The sequence below is a fragment of the Bacillus sp. SJS genome (assembly GCF_000732485.2).
Classification (GTDB): Bacteria; Bacillota; Bacilli; order Bacillales; family Bacillaceae; genus Metabacillus_B; species Metabacillus_B sediminis.
The window spans coordinates 14596-29795 of the sequence record NZ_JAQV02000031.1 but is presented as its reverse complement, the minus strand read 5'-3'; the positions used below and the strand labels follow the sequence as shown (position 1 = coordinate 29795).

Genomic DNA, 15200 nt, shown 5'->3' with positions numbered 1-15200 from the left:
ACTATATGTCCTTTAAAAACTCGAATAATTTGCACACAGCCGGCCAATCATGTATGTTTGCTCCCAATTGTGACAAAACTTTAGTAAAAGGAGTGAGAAAAATGAATCAGCTTGCTGTCATTGCCGTTAAATTTATTATCGCAGCCATTGCCTTTGCTATTGGTCTGGATTTATTCTTTGATGCGAACATAACAGATATTCTTTCTTTTAGTTTATTTGCAGCCCTTGCTACCTATTTGCTTGGAGACAGAGTCGTACTGCCTGCATTGGGACACCGATCAGCGTACATAGTCGAATTTTTCACTGTTTACCTTGGGGTGTGGATTTTTGGTTCTGTTTTGTATGAAAACTATCTGCAAATTGCGTGGGGAAGCGGGATCTCAGCTGTCATCTTTACAGCTGGAGAGGTATTCGTACACCTCTTTTTACTTGAACGGATGCAGATTGCAGAGAGAAGATCCATCCGTACGGGACATGCAGCTTTTGGAACCGAATTTTCAAAAGAACTGGATCCTTTGGAAAAAAATAAAAAAGATTAATTTTTATTTCGTCATATTCACCTATATCCAGTCAGGTTTTGAGACCAAAGTCTTGCATGAACTAGACGAAATGCCCCTCTACTCATCAATTAAATACAAAAAATATTCATATTTTTCACAAACAGCAAAAGGATTAGCGGAATTTGCAGAGTGTTTAAAGGTTTTATTCATTGCAAAAGACGGTATTTAATAGATAACAATCCGATTTTAAGGAGGGAGCAGAATGGTTATTCGAGCAGGGAGCTGGAAAATGCTCTCGGTCAAAGAAAAGATGTTCATCTTAAAAGCCGTCAGTCATTTATATAAATCCAAAGCCTAATGATCCCCCATACACTCTAGCCTGTTCCTATCCTATGCTAAAAAATCCAAATACCAGATAGAACCGCATGTGACACAGCATGCGGTTTTTGTTTTATCCATTTTTAAAAGGATATATATGCTTATATAAGAACACAATAAAAGAAAGATATGCTGTTATGAGGAGGATTTGCATGGCGGATCAGGGAAAATTTAAGAAAACCATCTCTTTGCTTGATTTAACACTAATAGGACTTGGAGCAATCTTTGGGTCTGCCTGGCTGTTTGCAGTAAGCAATGTCGCTTCCAAAGCAGGCCCTGCCGGAAGTTTCTCCTGGATAATCGGAGGAGTCATCATTTTACTGATTGGATTTGTATATGCCGAGCTTGGAGCAGCTTTGCCAAGGACGGGTGGGATTATTCGGTATCCGGTTTATTCGCATGGGCACCTGGTCGGTTATATGATTTCTTTCATTACCATTATTGCGTATACAAGTCTCATTTCCATTGAAGTAACGGCTGTAAGACAGTATGTTGCCTTTTGGTTTCCAGGTTTAACGGTTAATGGTTCAGAATCTCCAACTGTTGCTGGATGGCTGCTTCAATTCGGATTGCTGTGTCTCTTCTTTTTATTAAATTATTGGAGTGTAAAAACATTTGCCAAATCCAATATTATCATTTCAATTTTTAAGTATTTCGTTCCATTAACCATTATCACTGTGCTTATTTTCTACTTTAAATCTGCAAACCTCTCGGCAGCTGGATTTGCTCCTTCAGGATTTACCGGGATTCAGGCAGCCATATCTACTGGGGGAGTCATGTTCGCCTATCTCGGCCTGCATCCAATTGTATCGGTCGCAAGCGAAGTGAAAAATCCGCAGCGAAATATTCCGATTGCATTGTTTTTATGCATCATTTTATCAGCAGCCATATATACAGCCCTGCAGGTTCTGTTTATTGGTGCGATTCCAACGGACATGCTGTCTTCCGGCTGGGAGAACATTCAAAAAGAGTTTGCATTGCCATTTAAAGATATTGCTGTCGTTCTCGGACTGGGATGGCTTGCTTTCCTTGTTGTATTTGACGCCATATTGTCACCGGGAGGCAACGGGAATATCTTTATGAATACCACGGCACGCCTCGTGTATGCATGGTCAAGAAACGGAACACTATTTAAAACCTTTTCAAAAATCGATCAAAAAACAGGTATCCCAAGATCATCACTGTGGCTGTCATTCGGTCTTTCCGTTTTTTGGACTCTTCCGTTTCCTTCCTGGAATGCGCTAGTCAACGTGTGTTCTGTCGCATTAATCCTGTCCTATGCGATTGCACCGATCTCATCCGCCACTTTCAGAGTAAACGCCAAAAATCTTGAGAAGCCCTTTAAGCTTAGAGGAATGAGTGTGATAGCCCCTCTTTCATTCATTTTTGCCTCTTATATTGTGTATTGGTCAGGCTGGACAACGATCTCATGGCTTCTTGCATCGCAGCTCGTCATGTTTGTTGTTTATCTGTTATTTTCTAAATATGTTCCAACCCGTGAAGTCAGTTTGGCTCAGCAGCTTAAATCGTCTTGGTGGCTGATCGGATACTATGTCATGATGCTGGTTTTCTCTTATACCGGATCTTTCGGAGGAGGACTTGGAATACTATCAAACCCGCTCGACCTGATCCTGATTGCAATAGGATCACTTGGGATCTTCTATTGGGCCAAATATTCAGGCCTGCCTGAAGCCTTGATAGATGATGACGAAACCGATGATGCTGCAAACCAAGTTCAGCCTGCCAGCCCATAAAAAAACGGCCTTGCTTTAAGTAATGGGATCGGTTTTAAAGTGCAAAATTCTAATTATCAGTGTAATTCGCAGCTGAATTAGCAGACCTTTTAGCGGTGAAATTAGTACACAAAAAAGCTCGGAGTCATTACGCTTCGAGCTTTTTTCACCGTATTACTTTGTTGAAGATTAGCACCCGATTGCGGAAGATCATTGCTGAAAGAAAACATCCTTTAGTTCAAAGGATACTAAAACTTAAAGAGTAACATGCGAACTTACCTATCAATGTCTCAAGGCATCATAAATTGAATAATCCACTTCACCTGAAATGTTTTCCATACCATTTTCACACAACTCCATAGCCATCAAATTCTCCTCAGAAGGTGGAAGATTTTTTTTTGATGCATATATTCCGAATTCAGTTGATGTTCTAAATCCAAAGCGTTGATAGTAACGATAATCTCCTTCAACAATTATTCCCTTATATCCCATTTTTGCAGCCAATTTAATTCCTTCCTCCAACATATACTTACCTACACCCTGACGTTGATGATTAATTGCTACTGAAACTGGTGATAACATCAATATCTCATTTTCATACTTATTACTAATTGGAAGTTTTGAGAGGATACAGTGTCCTATAATCACACCTCTTTCCTCAACAACTAAATCAAGCAGGGGAATGTAATAGTGTTTTTCTCGGATCTCTCTTACTAAAGCTTTTTCAGCTACTCCGTCCGAATAATTGGTATTTTTGAATATCTCATATACAAAGTCTTCAATAAAACTATATTCTTCTTTAGTAACTATTCTTATTTTCATCCATACACCTCCAATGTACAGCTACAATTTTACTAATAAAAAGCACAACTTTTGATGCAGAATCGCACCCGATAGCTTAATAACGGGATATATGTTTAATCAAAATTTATGTCACCTTGTTGTTTGGTCTTTTTCTTTATAATACGAGCTAATTTATCTGAATTCCACACTCTTCAGCTTTAGGTAAAAGAGGAACCAACCTCATATGCTAAGACTTCATAAATTTAATGTTGAACAGGTTCTTCGTCATATCTATAAGAGTCGTGGTCTTCAGTTGGTTCAAGACGAGTACAAGGTACGTGGTGAGTAGTGTTTACTTTATTAGGGGGAAAATGCGGTCCTCATTTGATGGTAAAACCATTGACTGGTGACGCTCCTATTTCAACAATAAAACCACCACTATATTTATCAAAGAAAAAAGCTCTGTTAAATTTGGCTGTTGATTTCCGCTGCAGGCGTTCGCTTTCCGCGGGGCGGGCGCTGAGCCTCCTCGCCGCTTCGCGGCTGCGGGGTCTCACCTGTCCCGCTGCTCCCGCAGGAGTCTCACGCCTTCCACTCCAATCAACAGGTTATAAAAATCAACACCAGGCTTTAACAGAGCCAAGAAAAAAGAAATGAGATCAATACGGGTTTCTAAAACTCGCAGAAAATGTGAAAAAGAACCTTTAAATCCTTTTTCTCTTAACAATGGGATAACAATTAATTTTAAAGCTTTTATCATTTCATTTCGTCCAGAAGTTATTACAATCTACCCATCCCTTATACGCATAGTCCTATTTTATTCAAATTCCTTATTCAACAATCCTGCTACGTTTGTTGAATAAGCTCCTCTTTAAACATAAATATCCAAAAACAAATTACAATTTTTTACACATCAATTCGCATAGCGATTAGCATAAGAATTATCACACTGACGAGAATTTTAGTCACTCTCCTAAAAGGGGTGTGAATTTAGGTGCTAAAACACCCACAATGTCACAGAAAACCTTAGTATTCAACAAAAAAAGAAGCAGTCCGATTTAGTTTCAAATTGGACTGCTTATTAGTGTGCGAATTAAGTTTTTGTACTCGAAAACCGAACCCATTATGCTTTAAGCGGTCCGTTTTCTTATGGAGACACCATGAATTAATCTTCAATCAGAGATTTGATTTACGTTCAATTTGTAAAGTTTATCATCCTTCTTAAACGGAACTCCCCGCCCATCCGTATTGTTGGTGGCAAAATACATCGTATCTCCATCGATCAGCACATCCCGGATTCGCCCATATCCATGGATGGCCGTTCTTAATTTTCCGGAGCGAATTGAATAGGATTTTACACTTTCACCGCCCAGTGCACCGAAATAAAGAGTTCCGGCTGAATAAGCTGAACCTGATGGAGCCCAAGAAGGCTTTCCAGAATGAATAAGGGGAGCTGTTATTCCGGCTTTCTTCTGGCTTCCTGTAATAGTAGGCCAGCCATAATTTTTACCCGGTTCGATCCGGTTAATTTCATCGTATCCATCAGGTCCATGTTCTGTGCTGTAAAGGACATGATCTTCACTCCATGAAAGACCTTGAGGATTTCGGTGTCCATAGCTGTAAACATATGAGTTGTCAAAAGGATTATCACCCGGGATCGAGCCGTCCAAATTCAATCGGAGGATCTTTCCGCCAATCAGATCCGGATTCTGGGCCATCTCTTCCTTTGTAGCATCTCCCGTGGAAGCATAAAGCTTGCCGTCCGGGCCGACTTTTAATCTGCCGCCCTGATGAAACTGCCCGCCGGGTATGCTGTCTAAAAGAGTTTCATCCTCTTTCCAGAAATCGCCCTCAAGCACTAGATTAACAATGCGATTCAGGATCATTCCCTGCTTTTCGTAAGTGTAGTAAGCAAATGCTTTCCCATTCTCATTAAATTCGGGGTGAAGGACAAAGCCTAATAGCCCCGCTTCCGGCACCTTTGCCAGAGGCTCCTTTAGCTCTACTTTCATTCTCATCTGCTTCTTATTCTCGATTTTGACAATCGATCCTGTTCTTTCAGATAGAAAAATAGTGTCTCCGCTCTTATTGATGGACCATGGGACATCGAGATTTTCAGCAATTATTTCCGCCTTCTTGCCGGCATTTGCATCCGTCTGGGGAGCTTCTGCAGACTTATCACTGCGACTCGAACAGGAAACAAGCCATATCAATAAAAAGAGACAGCAGAAAGAAAAAATTTTCTTCAACCATACCTCTCCTTTAATCAACCTGGTTTTCAGGTCAAGATATTCACGATAAAAATTCTGATGGATTCAAGCCAAGCTCTCTGCAAATATCTGCTACTGCCTGTTTTTCTGAAGGATCAAAGTTTCCATCTGCAAAACCGATTGCGACACAGTAACGCACAACAAGCCTTCCCACTTCAGGTTTGCTTCTTACATTTCCAAGAGCTCTCATTGCTTCTGCGTGCCCAGTCATCCAATCTCTTTCAAGATTCATCACAAAATGGTTAAAACGCTGATTCACTTTCGCTGTATCAAACACACGCAGTTCCTGGCTATTATTAAAAAACTCGTTTACCTTTTGCCGCTCTGCTGAAGAAATATGCCCATCTGCCAAACTTACCAATGCACATCCTGCTACAATCGCATCCATAACATCCTGGCTTTTAAAGCGCTGCAGCAGCTCTTGTGCATTCCGCTTCTGCTCATTCGCCCATGCTGCAAAATCCTTCTGATCCGGAGACCATTTGTATGTGCACTGATTACAATTGAATTGAACCTTGCCGCCGCCGATAAATCCCCCCAGCAATCCGACCGGTCCAAGGACGAGCCCGCCTAATGCTGCTTTACCGATTCCAAAGCCTTTCTTGCCGGCTGACACATTTTGGGATTGGCATCTTGGACAAGAAGTGGTCCTGCCTGCAGTTTGAACCTGACCTCCTGCGTAGGAAGATAGCTGATTCATTTCGTAGCCCTGTGCTCCATTATATGTCTGTGCAGATGGATTCCCCTGCTGGTATGGATTTGAACTGATACCCGGTGTCTCTTGATAAACGCCGGAAGAATAGCCTCTGTTTTGGCTAAAATCATTCTGCTGCTGGTAGCTCTGCTGGATTGATCCCTGCGGCGGATGGTTCGGCTGTATGTATTCTGATCCTTGAGGATGGTTCTGAGTAGCCGGTTCATCATCTACGGTCACTCCAAAATTTCTGCATAGCGCTGATAGCCCGCCGCCAAATCCGCTTCCAATTGCATTGAATTTCCATTCATTTTGATGTCTGTAAAGCTCAGCTGCAACGATCGCTGTTTCCACTGAGAACTCATGGCCAAGCTGATAGCGGATGAACTCCATCCCTGTATCTTCACTGAAAATGCGGACATAGGCATTAGAAATTTTACCAAAGTTCTGTCTTTTTTCAGCAGCGTCATGAATCGTTATCGTAAATGCTATTTTTTGAAAATTATGCGGGACGCGATTTAGATCGATACGGATTAGTTCATCATCCTGCATTCCTGCGCCAGTCCGGTTATCTCCGCAATAAAGAACGGAGCCAGACGCACCGTTTGGATTATTATAAAAAATAAAGTCGTTATCTGAAGGGACCTTTCCATTTTCCCCAAGCAGAAAGACTGATGCATCTAAATCAAATGCAGAGCCCCCCATCTGATTAATGTCCCATCCTAAACCGACTGCGATTTTAGAAAGACCAGGGTTTGTCTTAGTTAAATCCACTTTCTGCCCTTTTCTCAAGCTTACACCCACAGATACCTCTCCCTTTCTTCATAACGAATATTCTCTCTACCATTCTACCATTATTTCATTCCATCCCCAAATTATTACAATAGACCCAAACAAAAAAACCAGCATGCAGTCTGCTGGTTCAGTAATCCGTTATTTATGAGAAAAAGGGCATTTCCCCCTAATCGGTTCAATATCATCTCCAATGAAATACTGTTTCCACTCATTATGATCGACATCACCGTAATGGCTAATGTCAGGATGTGTCGGAAGCTGATCCCACTTCTCTACTCTTTCTCTCACCTTTTCCCTGGACATGATGCCTCCCTTTTCCGTTCCTTCAAGACCTTCAAAGATCATTCTTGGCTGAAAACCCAATACGAGGCTGTTTCCAAGGTGCCTCGTTTTCCGCTGCTTGTAAGCAGGCGCATTTCCAAAAATGAAAAATGGCTCTCCATTAAAATGAAAATCCCATAAATGATGATCTGGATCCTTAGGTGCATCCACCGGCCATGGCTTCGGATCCTGTTCATGAAGGTACTGCAAAATGTCCCAAAAACGTTTCCTGTATAAATCAAGTTCCCCTTCCTCTGTTTCAGGTTCCATAAAAACAAATAGACCGTGGCGTGTATAAGGTGGTTCTTTAAAGAGGGTCAAAAACTGCTCAACGGCCTTAGGAAGGTTTGACCAATCCTCTCTTGTTATGTATGCATACCGCAGTTCTCCCTTTTTTTCGGCTTTCATTCCGAAATAGCAAGGAAAAGTTGCGTCTGTAACTACGCCATGAAAGGTTTGATATTCATCGATCACCCATTGAGGCACAACTTCGGGATTCGTCATATCCTCCTTAGTCAAAAGAAAAGATGAAATAGTCTGCATGATAAGCCTCCTTTAAAATACTCCATATACCATTCCCTGTTAAGAAAAAAGAGAAACAATGAATGCGTTCCGATTGCGTAAAGACTTTCTGTTGTGGCATCCTGTAAAAAACAAGTTGAAGGAAATGAACCATTTATGAAACTTAGCATACTCGACCAGGTTCCGGTTTCTAAAAACATGAGCATTACCGAAACATTACAGCAGACAGCTGAGCTTGCTCAGCATGCAGAATTCCTCGGATACACCAGATACTGGTTTGCGGAACATCACGGGACAAGGGGACTTGCCAGCACTTCTCCAGAAATTCTGATGTCGTATATCGCTTCCATAACCTCAAGGATCAGAGTGGGCTCAGGCGGCGTGCTTCTTCCTCAATACAGTCCCTACAAAGCAGCAGAAAACTTCCGGCAGCTTGAAGCTGTATTCCCCGGAAGAATTGATCTTGGCGTCGGCCGCTCACCCGGAGGCACACGAAAGGTTAGAGAGGCGCTTTTGGATGGTGCGGCAAGAGACTTGAGTGAATTTCCAAGGAAGCTGAAGGATCTTATTTATTATATAACCGATTCATTACCATCAGACCATCCATTCCATGGAATCAAGGCTGCTCCTCTTCCCGAATCCATCCCCCCGGTTTGGATTCTGGGACTGGGGGAAAACAGTGCACGGCAAACAGCAGAGCTTGGTTTGAATTATGTGTTCGGCCATTTTATTAAGCCGGATAGAGGACGGGAAGCTTTCCGGGATTATCGGGAACATTTTGTCCCTTCTCTATTTTCCGCATCCCCTCAGTCTCTGGCAGCCGTTTTCGTCATTTGCGGGAAAGACGATGATCACGCTGAGGAACTTGCATATAGTCAGGATTTATGGCTTCTCCGAGTAGAAAAAGGACTTGACAGCCGGGTACCAAGCATTGAAGAAGCCAAGTCAGTGGTTCGATCTGCGGCAGACCGTGAAAGAATGGCAATCAATCGAAAGAGAATGATCATTGGCGGACCTGATAAGGTGAAGAAAGCAATGAACGAGTTATCCGATCGGTACGAAACGGATGAAATCATGATTTTGACGAATGTCTATTCTTTTGACCAGAAAAAGCACTCCTTTTCAAGACTTGCAGAGCTATTTTTATAATGAGTAACGCGCATGCAGATTAAATCAGGTGACATACTAACCCTAAAATGTAAAACCTTGATGCGGGTTTCAATTCCTTTTTAAATGGATCGACTAAGGAATCGCTTAGGCGGGGAGTTTTCTGTGTGCTGAAGAAAATCATAATCATTCTATTCGTATCTGCCGCCGCTTTAACCGGCATTGCCTATACAGCCGTAAACGATGTGAAATCAGGGGCAGAATCCTATAATAGGCAGCATCCGATTCTCGCGTCTCCTATTTCAACCGGAGATGCGAGTCTTTTTACTGACGGAAAAACCCTGATTCGTTCTCTTTATAAAGACATTGAGGAGGCGCAGAGCTTTATTTATATCCACTTCTTTATCATCCGGGATGATGCCGTAAGCAAAGAATTTTTTGCTCTTCTTCAAAAAAAAGCGGAGCAAGGTGTTGATGTGAAACTTTCAGTTGATGCAATCGGCGGAAATGACATCACAAAATTGATGATCCGAGAACTTGAAAAAAGCGGCGCGCAGTATGCCAATAGCAGGCCGCTTTCCTACCAGCATTTTTTTTATCGCTTAAATCACCGCAATCACCGTAAAATCGCTGTAATCGATGGAAGGTTATCGTATATTGGCGGATTTAATATCGGGGAAGAGTATCTTGGAAATGATCAAAGGTTTGGGTATTGGAGAGATTATCACGTTCGGCTGACGGGCTCTGGCTCTGAAGAAATAACAAAACAGTTTTTAAAAGACTGGAAGGAAGACACGGGAAAAACCATTCAGCCTCCCATCTCAAAAACCCATAGTACAGGCTCTGACCGCTACCAATTTGTTTTCTCAACTGGTGATGATCTGGAAAAGAAATTAATAGGCATGATCCATAATGCCAAAAGCAGCATTATGATTGCTACTCCCTATTTTATACCAACTGATGAGCTGATGAAGTCCTTGCTCGCCTCATTAAAACGAGGGGTTAAGATTGAACTGCTGATACCTGATAAGCCTGACTACTGGTATACGAAACCGCCAAGCTATCCAAGAACGAAGAAGCTTCTCGAAAATGGGGCTGTCATCTATTTATACCGCAAAGGATTTTTTCACGGAAAAGTCATGGTTATTGATGATTATGTGGCGGACATCGGCACAGCCAACTGGGATAAACGGAGCCTTTTTATAAATGATGAAGCGAACTGTTTCTTCTATTCCAAATCATTTATTGCAGAAACAAAAAAGGAGCTGCGAAAGGATTTCTCCTCCAGCCGCATCCTTACGGAAGACATGTATGATCAAATACCGTTCTGGGAAAGAATGCTTGAACGTACCCCTGAATGGATTTACGAGCTATTTTAAGTTTTCATCTTTAATATATTTTTCCTCTTCTTCAGCAGACAGCAGACGGGTTGCCTTTCCAATGGTCCCTCCCTGGATAGTCCAAATGGAGTTGTGATCCAATACAGCATGAGAGAAATCACCGTATTCCCAGCGCGACAAAATATCTTTATAAACATCTGCATGCTCCAGCTCGGTATAATGTTTATCTAAAAGGTCAGCTAAAGTTCCAATTCGATTTTCTGTAATTTTAATGGCTCCCCATTTTTCATTATTATGAGCAGCTATTTTTTGATGGGACATGTAATGAAGGACCTGCTGAAATGCGGCATCATCCCATTCCCTGCTAGCCGAAAAATAATGGAAAGCTGAACCCTTTTGATCGGTTGCTGCTTTTGCATGCTGCTCCTGATTTTGAACAGGCTCCCCGTACAAATAAAAGAATAAAGTCCCTGCTAAACCTAGTGATGCTGCCGAAATCGCAATGATGGACAGCCTTCCTTTAGCGGCTCTTTTTTCGGTTCTTTTTTCAGGCATGAAAACCCCTCCCTCAATCCTGATTGTACCACTTTTTCCATGTTTTATGTAAATGATTGGGAGGGTTTCAATTATTATGGTTTAAGTAAAATTTTACCGGTGCTTTTGCGGCTCTCAAGAAGTCTATGAGCATCTGCACCTTTTTCCATTGGAAATGAAAGCGGAGGCTGAATGCGGATATGCCCATCTAGTATCCAATTAAAGAGCTCTGAGGAACGATTTACGCGTTCTTCTTTTGAAGTGAGGACATTCCATAAATCTCCGCCTGTCAGGGTCTTGGATTGATCCATCAGCATCCTCGGATCAACAGGAAGAGGATCACCGCCGGCCATTCCATAAAAAATGACCGTCCCGCCAATTCGGATGGCAGCGAAACTTTCATTTAGGGTGGAGCCGACAGACTCATATACGGCATCTGCACCTATTCCATTTGTATAGGCCATCGTTTTCTCCGTCCAATTTTCATGATATAGAAATACTTCATCTGCCCCTGCTTTTAACGCGGCCTCTCTTTTTTCTGCAGAAGAGGTTAAGCCAATCACTTTTCCACCCATCATTTTAATGATTTGAACCAAAATTTGGCCGACACCGCCGGCTGCAGCATGAACGAGAATTACATCCCCCTCTTTTACCTGATAGCTGTCTCTCGTTAAGTATTGTGCGGTCAATCCCTGCAAAAGGACAGATGCGGCTATGTCGGATGTGATACCGTCATGGATCGGGATCGCCTTATCAACAGGGACCGCAACATATTCGGCATTTGCATAAGGAACATCTGCAAACGCAATTCTGTCACCCGGTTTGATTCCGGAATGATTCCCTGCATCCTCAACAATACCCGCTCCCTCATAACCGAGAATGTAAGGCGGCTTGCCTGCCAAATGATAATTCCCTTTTCTTCTATACACATCTGCAAAGTTTAAGCCAGCAGCTTCAATGCGGACCAAAATTTCATCGGTCTTTAAAACAGGCTTGTCAATCTCTTTATACGTTAATACCTCTGGTCCTCCAAATTCTTCGAACACTAATGCTTTCATGCCAAATCTCCTTATTTTTTATTCTCACGGATGACCACACTTCCGCCTGTTCCCGTAATCACTACATTCGGGTGTGCAAGGAAAAGCCCGTGCTCCACAACGCCAGTAAATTGTTTTAGCCTTTCAGCCAGCTTTCCTGGCTCTGCAATCTCATCCAAATGCAAATCATATATGACATTTCCGCTATCTGTATAAAATGTCTCTCCAGTCTTGGTTTTGCGCAGGATCGGATGTAAATGTTCCTTTTCAAGAAGCCGTCCCGTATGGTTTGAACCAAACGATAGGACTTCCACAGGCAGAGGGAATTTCCCCAGCTTTTGTACCAATTTCGTGTGGCCCGCCACCCAAATGATTTTATCCGAAGCATTTGCGACAAGCTTTTCACGGAGAAGAGCGCCTCCTCCCCCTTTAATCCCATTGAATTTAGGATCAATTTCATCAGCGCCGTCAATTGTCAGATCAATTTTTTCTGTGTCATTCAAATCGATTAAAGGGATGTGCATGCTGTTAGCAATCCTCGCAGTGGCAGTGGAAGTAGCGACACCTTTAAGTGTCATTCCCTGTTCAATAAATTCACCGATTTTCGCCAATGCATAATATACTGTACTGCCTGTCCCTAATCCAATCGTCATTCCGTCTTTTATGAAGCCTGCAGCATATTCACCTGCTTGTTTTTTCTCATTCATGCCATACACCAGCCTCACTATAAAGCGTCCATATTCAAAAAGTAAAGACAGCTTCGTTATTTAGTAATTGATCTGTTTTAATTGAGCAAGAATTTCAGAAGGCTCAGCCCGATCTTTGTAATCGGCTTTCGTATATTCATAGATAATGTTTCCGTTTTGGTCGGCAATGAAGGTAGCGGATACAGGAATACTCCAGGATTCATCTCCATTGTGTCCGGGAATATCCAATCCCTTTTCCTTATAAATTTCAATTAAATACTCGGGCATACGGTAAACAAGATTAAAGTCCTGTGCCGTCCTATTTCCTTGATCACTTAAAACATGAAAGGACAGGTCATTTTTTTCTTTCGTGCTGAGTGATGCATCAGGACTTTCCGGACTGATGGCTACAAGCTCAGCTCCCGCATTATGAATCTCATCCAAAATGGATTGATACGCTTTAAGCTCCATATTGCAATATGGACACCATCCGCCTCTGTAAAATGTGATAACAGCAGGTCCTTTTTTCAGGATATCCGTTATACTGATTTCCTTGCCATTCGCATCCGGCAGAACGAAATCAGGAATTTGATCACCAACCTGAAGGCCCTTTCCTTCTTGAGAATTCTCAAGCTCCCGAATCGCTTGCTCCATTTTCTCCCGTGTTTCTTTAGGAGTATTTTTCTTGAACTGCTCCAAATATTCTTTAAAGTCTTCACGCAACTGTACTTCAGCCATTTCAAATCCTCCTTCATCTCCTTAAACTTGAAACCATCGTATCAAGTTTTGGCCAGACTTGCTCCTTATATGCTTAACTGGACGATGATAACAAATCCTTCCTGCTGAAAAGCTGGCTCAAAACCGCAGAAAGTTCATCAGAGTTGAGTGTAAAGTCGGATTGATAAAGAGTGGACCTCAGCCTGAAGCCGTCAAGCAGCAGCATATACAACTCCGCCGCCTTCGAAGGATTGAGCTCAATTGGGATTGTCCCATTTTGCTGACCGGAACGAATCCATAGCAATGCGAATTGATAGAGACTGTCATAAAAATCATCAAGGGCATCCCGTGCAGTTTGATGATCTGTGCGAGAAACCAAATAGACAAAAATCTTTCCGATAATCTGTTCTGCATCTTCCATCACCCTGATCTGTTCCGCCAATACGTCTGCTGGATCCAGCATTGATTTTTGGCCTTCAGACAGCTTGTAAAAAAAACGGTCATTGCTTTCTGCCAAAAGGTTTTGCAGAACCTTTGCCATCAAATCGTCTTTGCTTGACACGTAATGATAAATTGCACCTTTTGACAGGCCCGTTATCTTCATTAATTCAGCAAATGTTGTCTGATGACACCCTTTTTCTGCAATAAGCTGTTTAGCCGATTCTGTAATCTTTTGCTCTGATCGAATACGTCTCGCAAGCTGTTTCATGACATCCCTCCCCTCATTATTACAAAAACCGACCAGTGGTCTGTAAATATGACGCCATAATATTACCCGATCCAAGAAGGATCGGGCTAGTGTTAATCATCATCATTAATAAATCGCTTTAATGTGAGAGGTTCAGCAAGTATTTTTTTAGCTGCTGCGAAAAAAGTCTGGAAGTGGTCAGATTGATTGTGAACGTCTATGGCGTGCTGATCCTTCCATTGCTCGAGCATCACAAATTGATTGGAATTGCCTGTTTCTTCATATAGGCGGTAACTGACATTTCCCTCTTCTTCTCTTGTATGTTCAATTACCTGCTGTACTTTTTCAAGAAACTCTTCCCGGTACCCCGGTTTTACATTCATATAAGCTGTAATGCTGATCATAGCGGCCCCTCCTCTTAATTACGCAAACTATATTAGATTATTCGTGTAACATCACACATGGATTTAACGGAGATGATGTCGTTTATTTGCTTCAGTTTTTGTCACAAAACGTTCGGTTTATCATGAATAGAGAATTTGATATTCTGTTGGTAGACAGACTAGAAATGCAAAAAAAGACGAAACCTTTATGATCACTGCCTCGTATACATCATATCGAATGAAAATGGAGAGGTTGACAATATGCTATTGAGAAAATGGATGTCCCGTCTTGGGATTGGCGCAGCTAAAATTGATTTAGTACTAGACAGCGAAATCTATAAACAGGGTGACGTCATTAATGGTCGCTACGATATTTATGGGGGAACCATTGAACAAAAATTAAAAAGAATTGAATCCGATCTTGTTCAAACCCTGAATGGAAAAGAAACTCATATCCTAAACAACTGTATATACACTGCTTCCACAGTGATGGCAGAAGAAAATAGGGCCATCTCTTTTAAATGCAGATTGCCGGAGCAATTACCTTTGACGGATGAAAAGACGACCTACAAGTTTGTCACGAAACTTATTTTTGAAAATGGGACGGACAGTCTCGATCATGATGAAATCAGGGTTATACCACAATAGTATGTTCAAACTTCAACGGGAAGCTGTCAAATCGGACTTCCCGTTTTTTATTATCTGGTAAACT

At 41.9% G+C, this 15200-nt stretch carries 16 protein-coding genes; 5 read left to right on the top strand and 11 right to left on the bottom strand.

Going from position 1 to position 15200, the window contains the following annotated elements; translation table 11 throughout:
- Positions 1 to 101: 101 nt before the first annotated feature.
- Both AS29_RS17655 and AS29_RS17650 read left to right on the top strand, forming a co-directional pair.
- The gene (locus AS29_RS17655; RefSeq protein ID WP_035411352.1) at positions 102 to 539 is read left to right on the top strand and encodes a DUF2512 family protein; all 438 of its coding nucleotides are present in this window, start codon (positions 102 to 104) and stop codon (positions 537 to 539) included.
- Between the two features lie 491 nt (positions 540 to 1030).
- Positions 1031 to 2632: an APC family permease gene (locus tag AS29_RS17650; protein WP_035411349.1), complete on the top strand. Its 1602-nt coding sequence runs from the start codon at positions 1031 to 1033 to the stop codon at positions 2630 to 2632.
- A 261-nt stretch (positions 2633 to 2893) separates the two neighbouring features.
- On the opposite strand, the gene AS29_RS17645 is transcribed toward AS29_RS17650, so the two are convergent.
- From AS29_RS17645 to AS29_RS17625, 5 genes are all read right to left on the bottom strand, one after another.
- Entirely contained in the window at positions 2894 to 3433 is a 540-nt protein-coding gene (locus AS29_RS17645; RefSeq protein WP_035411346.1) for a GNAT family N-acetyltransferase, read from the bottom strand.
- A gap of 514 nt (positions 3434 to 3947) precedes the next feature.
- Complete coding sequence (locus AS29_RS17640; protein ID WP_035411342.1) at positions 3948 to 4154, bottom strand: hypothetical protein; 207 nt, start codon at positions 4152 to 4154, stop codon at positions 3948 to 3950.
- A gap of 412 nt (positions 4155 to 4566) precedes the next feature.
- Positions 4567 to 5643 carry a PQQ-dependent sugar dehydrogenase gene (locus AS29_RS17635; protein ID WP_035411339.1) on the bottom strand — a complete coding sequence of 359 codons (1077 nt, stop codon included), beginning with the start codon at positions 5641 to 5643 and terminating at the stop codon, positions 4567 to 4569.
- Positions 5644 to 5686: 43 nt separating this feature from the next.
- On the bottom strand, positions 5687 to 7162 hold the full coding sequence (locus AS29_RS21940; RefSeq protein WP_035411337.1) for a TerD family protein: 1476 nt from the start codon (positions 7160 to 7162) through the stop codon (positions 5687 to 5689).
- Between the two features lie 129 nt (positions 7163 to 7291).
- Positions 7292 to 8017, bottom strand: coding sequence for a YqcI/YcgG family protein (locus AS29_RS17625; RefSeq protein WP_035411334.1), 726 nt, complete (start codon positions 8015 to 8017; stop codon positions 7292 to 7294).
- Between the two features lie 135 nt (positions 8018 to 8152).
- On the opposite strand from AS29_RS17625, the gene AS29_RS17620 reads away from it, so the two are divergent.
- Positions 8153 to 9145: an LLM class flavin-dependent oxidoreductase gene (locus AS29_RS17620; RefSeq protein ID WP_035411330.1), complete on the top strand. Its 993-nt coding sequence runs from the start codon at positions 8153 to 8155 to the stop codon at positions 9143 to 9145.
- Between the two features lie 125 nt (positions 9146 to 9270).
- Positions 9271 to 10482: a cardiolipin synthase gene (gene cls, locus AS29_RS17615; RefSeq protein ID WP_051860806.1), complete on the top strand. Its 1212-nt coding sequence runs from the start codon at positions 9271 to 9273 to the stop codon at positions 10480 to 10482.
- Here cls and AS29_RS17610 read toward each other — a convergent pair.
- From AS29_RS17610 to AS29_RS17585, 6 genes are all read right to left on the bottom strand, one after another.
- Positions 10474 to 10998 carry a DUF6241 domain-containing protein gene (locus AS29_RS17610; RefSeq protein ID WP_051860805.1) on the bottom strand — a complete coding sequence of 175 codons (525 nt, stop codon included), beginning with the start codon at positions 10996 to 10998 and terminating at the stop codon, positions 10474 to 10476. The genes cls and AS29_RS17610 overlap by 9 nt on opposite strands.
- A gap of 74 nt (positions 10999 to 11072) precedes the next feature.
- On the bottom strand, positions 11073 to 12035 hold the full coding sequence (locus AS29_RS17605) for a quinone oxidoreductase family protein (protein ID WP_035411327.1): 963 nt from the start codon (positions 12033 to 12035) through the stop codon (positions 11073 to 11075).
- An 11-nt stretch (positions 12036 to 12046) separates the two neighbouring features.
- Positions 12047 to 12721, bottom strand: coding sequence for a ribose-5-phosphate isomerase RpiA (gene rpiA, locus AS29_RS17600; protein ID WP_035411323.1), 675 nt, complete (start codon positions 12719 to 12721; stop codon positions 12047 to 12049).
- Positions 12722 to 12781: 60 nt separating this feature from the next.
- A complete protein-coding gene (locus AS29_RS17595) occupies positions 12782 to 13438 on the bottom strand; it encodes a peroxiredoxin-like family protein (RefSeq protein WP_035411321.1) in 657 nt (218 codons plus the stop codon).
- 73 nt (positions 13439 to 13511) lie between these two features.
- Positions 13512 to 14126: a TetR/AcrR family transcriptional regulator gene (locus AS29_RS17590; protein WP_035411319.1), complete on the bottom strand. Its 615-nt coding sequence runs from the start codon at positions 14124 to 14126 to the stop codon at positions 13512 to 13514.
- Between the two features lie 92 nt (positions 14127 to 14218).
- Positions 14219 to 14509: a putative quinol monooxygenase gene (locus AS29_RS17585; protein WP_035411316.1), complete on the bottom strand. Its 291-nt coding sequence runs from the start codon at positions 14507 to 14509 to the stop codon at positions 14219 to 14221.
- 240 nt (positions 14510 to 14749) lie between these two features.
- On the opposite strand from AS29_RS17585, the gene AS29_RS17580 reads away from it, so the two are divergent.
- Entirely contained in the window at positions 14750 to 15136 is a 387-nt protein-coding gene (locus tag AS29_RS17580) for a sporulation protein (protein WP_035411313.1), read from the top strand.
- The last annotated feature ends 64 nt before the right edge of the window (positions 15137 to 15200 follow it).

What these genes read in the sequence shown, in the direction of transcription:
- AS29_RS17655 (WP_035411352.1), top strand. Translation starts at nt 102, where the DNA reads ATGAATCAGCTTGCTGTCATTGCCGTTAAATTTATTATCGCAGCCATT.
- AS29_RS17650 (WP_035411349.1), top strand. Translation starts at nt 1,031, where the DNA reads ATGGCGGATCAGGGAAAATTTAAGAAAACCATCTCTTTGCTTGATTTA.
- AS29_RS17645 (WP_035411346.1), bottom strand. Translation starts at nt 3,433, where the DNA reads ATGAAAATAAGAATAGTTACTAAAGAAGAATATAGTTTTATTGAAGAC.
- AS29_RS17640 (WP_035411342.1), bottom strand. Translation starts at nt 4,154, where the DNA reads ATGATAAAAGCTTTAAAATTAATTGTTATCCCATTGTTAAGAGAAAAA.
- AS29_RS17625 (WP_035411334.1), bottom strand. Translation starts at nt 8,017, where the DNA reads ATGCAGACTATTTCATCTTTTCTTTTGACTAAGGAGGATATGACGAAT.
- AS29_RS17620 (WP_035411330.1), top strand. Translation starts at nt 8,153, where the DNA reads ATGAAACTTAGCATACTCGACCAGGTTCCGGTTTCTAAAAACATGAGC.
- AS29_RS17610 (WP_051860805.1), bottom strand. Translation starts at nt 10,998, where the DNA reads ATGCCTGAAAAAAGAACCGAAAAAAGAGCCGCTAAAGGAAGGCTGTCC.
- AS29_RS17605 (WP_035411327.1), bottom strand. Translation starts at nt 12,035, where the DNA reads ATGAAAGCATTAGTGTTCGAAGAATTTGGAGGACCAGAGGTATTAACG.
- rpiA (WP_035411323.1), bottom strand. Translation starts at nt 12,721, where the DNA reads ATGAATGAGAAAAAACAAGCAGGTGAATATGCTGCAGGCTTCATAAAA.
- AS29_RS17595 (WP_035411321.1), bottom strand. Translation starts at nt 13,438, where the DNA reads ATGGCTGAAGTACAGTTGCGTGAAGACTTTAAAGAATATTTGGAGCAG.
- AS29_RS17590 (WP_035411319.1), bottom strand. Translation starts at nt 14,126, where the DNA reads ATGAAACAGCTTGCGAGACGTATTCGATCAGAGCAAAAGATTACAGAA.
- AS29_RS17585 (WP_035411316.1), bottom strand. Translation starts at nt 14,509, where the DNA reads ATGATCAGCATTACAGCTTATATGAATGTAAAACCGGGGTACCGGGAA.
- AS29_RS17580 (WP_035411313.1), top strand. Translation starts at nt 14,750, where the DNA reads ATGCTATTGAGAAAATGGATGTCCCGTCTTGGGATTGGCGCAGCTAAA.